The following is a 2,618-nucleotide window of genomic DNA, read 5'->3' on the forward strand; positions in this document are numbered from 1 at the left end:
TTAGGTAGTCCATCTTTATCTGAAGTTTTTTCTTTTGTCTCTAAATCAAATACATCAATTTTGACTTAAAAAGTTGCTAACTTGACCACCAAGATAAAAATTTATCCAAGAAAACGAAAGGGCTGTGATAACTGCTGAGACTGTTTCACGAGGAATGATAACATCAGAAGATTGTGCCACAGAAGCTGCTGCCATAGCGATAATAGACGTTTTGACTAAAGATTTTATATTCGTAAACTTTGCGCCTCATTTATTTAGAGGATAATGCTACAAGATTACAGAAAGAAAAGCTGTAGTAAAAAATAATACAGTTATAGAAAATGGAGGATGCACTCAAAACAAAATCGCTGCATGACTTTACAACGTTATTAACTTCACTCCGTACGAGAATTCGTAAGTTAACTTATCGATTTTGAATGTAATTATTGCCTGTCGTTTATGAAAATCTTTTTACATCTCCAACAAATATGGGGTGTGTAATAATATAACAGAGGCTCTGTCTTTGACAGAGCCTCTTAGAAGTTTATTTTGTTTTTTACGAAATTAGAATTTGTAAGCTACACCAACACGGAAGTCATTGGTTCTGAAATTATATTCTTTTTCTTTTGCAAAAAATTTCTTTTTACCATAGTCCGAGTAACGGTATTCTGCACGCAACAGGACATTATCAGTCACTGCAAAATCAAGACCGCCACCAATAGTGAAACCAACCATTGTTGCTGTTTCAGCAGATGAACCTGAAACAAAAGTTTTATCACCTACCTTCACTTCTCCATGAGCAGCCTCTAGCTGTGTATAGGCAACACCTCCAGCAACATAAGGCATAATGCGGTCAGCAGCAGCAAAACCAATACGTACTCGCGTAGCACCAGCCCATTTCTGTTTAAAACCAACAGCTTCTGATACATCCACAGCTTCTTGTGCACCTGCATTTCTAATACTTAAACTCTTTACAGTTTCAGTTCCACTAGCTGGAGGAGTTTCAGTTCCACCACCTTGAGGAGTTTCAGTTCCACCACCTTGAGGAGTTTCAGTTCCACCAGCTGGAGGAGTTACAGTTTCAGAAGCTACTCGCACATCCTTTTTGCCAGACCAGATCATATCTGTTTCAACACCTAATATAATGCCGTTTCCAAGATCAAAGTTAGATCCTGCATAAAAACCACCAATCATACCTGAAAGTTTAGGTGATAAGTCTTTAAAAACTGAAGTCTCTTTATCTTTATCTTTTAAGTCAATTTTACTTGAAAAACCACCAATCTGACCACCGATATAAAAGCCTGTCCAAGAAAATGAAGGGGCTGAGATGACTGCTGGGGCTGTTTCACGAGGGATGATAACATCAGCAGCTTGTGCTGCAGAAGCTGCCGCTATAGCGATAACAGAAGTTGTTACTAAAGATTTTATATTCATAAACTTTGCTCCTAATTTATTTATGAGCACAGTGCTACAAGATTACAGAAAGAAAAGCTGTAGTAAAAATGATACAGTCACAGAAAATGGAGGGCACATCCCAGACAAAACCAATTCATAGCTCGATTTTGTACGAGAAACTTAAAAAATATATATAAATAACTTATTGATTTTTAAATGTAATTATTGTTTATTGTCTATGATTTTTTTAAGAAAATATGAATAATATTTCTCCACATCCACAATAAATTATGTATTGTGTGATAATATAGCAACAGAGAATAACAGAGGTGCTGCCTTCGACAGCACCTCTGTTGTTTAACTTATCATCTATTAAAATTTGTAAGCAACACCAACTCGGAAATCATTGGTTTTGTAAGATGTCTCATATTTATCATTTGAGAATTTCTTTTTACCAAAATCAGAGTAACGATATTCCGCACGGACAATAACGTTATTGGTCATTGCTAAATCAACACCAGCACCCAGAGTGTAACCAACAAGGGTCTTTGTTTCATCAGACAAGGTACCAGAAGCTATTACTTTATCTGAATCTTTGCCTGTTATTGAAATTGATGCAGTATCTTGAAGCTGGGTATAGGCGATACCACCAGCAACATAAGGCATAATGCGTTCAGCTGCAAAACCAATACGTACGCGTGTCGCACCAGCCCACTTTTCTTTAAAAGTGAAACTGTGGGTCCGTTTAGCACCAGCTTCAAGCGCATCTTTACCAATACTAATTCCAGATTCTGTTAATATCTTCTTAATATAATTTATGTGATTTGGAAGAATAACATATGTGTTTCCTGTCTTCGTGTCATCTTTATTAGACCACACGATATCTGTATCAACACCTAAAATAAGGCCATTGCCGAGATCAACGTTGGAACCTGCGTAAAGACCACCCATGAAACCAGATAGTTTAGGCAAAAGGTCATCAGGCGCTGGAATCTTTTTTCCGTTACTGAGAATATCCATTTTCGTTTTACCCGAAAAACCACCAATCTGGCCTCCAACATAAAAACCTGTCCAAGAAAAAGTTGGAGCAACAATAACGGGAGCAACAGGTGTTGGACTTGGGGGAACAATAACATCTGCTGCTTGTGCTGCTGAAGCTGAAACAAAAGCGAAAGCAGAAGCTGTTATTAACCATTTCATATTCATATTTTCTCTCCATAGCTGAATATTTATTTGAACACATC

3 protein-coding genes are annotated in these 2,618 nt (G+C 37.2%); all 3 read right to left on the reverse strand.

Annotated features, from left to right (window positions below):
• Window positions 1-54: 54 nt before the first annotated feature.
• Entirely contained in the window at window positions 55-195 is a 141-nt protein-coding gene (locus ACFIKE_RS08575; RefSeq protein WP_375649304.1) for a hypothetical protein, read from the reverse strand.
• A gap of 348 nt (window positions 196-543) precedes the next feature.
• The gene (locus tag ACFIKE_RS08580; RefSeq protein WP_375649306.1) at window positions 544-1,413 is read right to left on the reverse strand and encodes a porin; all 870 of its coding nucleotides are present in this window, start codon (window positions 1,411-1,413) and stop codon (window positions 544-546) included.
• Window positions 1,414-1,746: 333 nt separating this feature from the next.
• Entirely contained in the window at window positions 1,747-2,580 is an 834-nt protein-coding gene (locus ACFIKE_RS08585) for an outer membrane protein (protein WP_375649308.1), read from the reverse strand.
• Between the last annotated feature and the right edge of the window lie 38 nt (window positions 2,581-2,618).

The sequence above is a fragment of the Bartonella sp. MU70NMGDW genome (assembly GCF_042194085.1).
Taxonomy (GTDB): domain Bacteria; phylum Pseudomonadota; class Alphaproteobacteria; order Rhizobiales; family Rhizobiaceae; genus Bartonella; species Bartonella grahamii.

Excerpts from the sequence above, each read along its gene's own strand:
- ACFIKE_RS08585 (WP_375649308.1), bottom strand. The coding sequence starts at position 2,580 with ATGAATATGAAATGGTTAATAACAGCTTCTGCTTTCGCTTTTGTTTCA.
- ACFIKE_RS08580 (WP_375649306.1), bottom strand. The coding sequence starts at position 1,413 with ATGAATATAAAATCTTTAGTAACAACTTCTGTTATCGCTATAGCGGCA.
- ACFIKE_RS08575 (WP_375649304.1), bottom strand. The coding sequence starts at position 195 with ATGGCAGCAGCTTCTGTGGCACAATCTTCTGATGTTATCATTCCTCGT.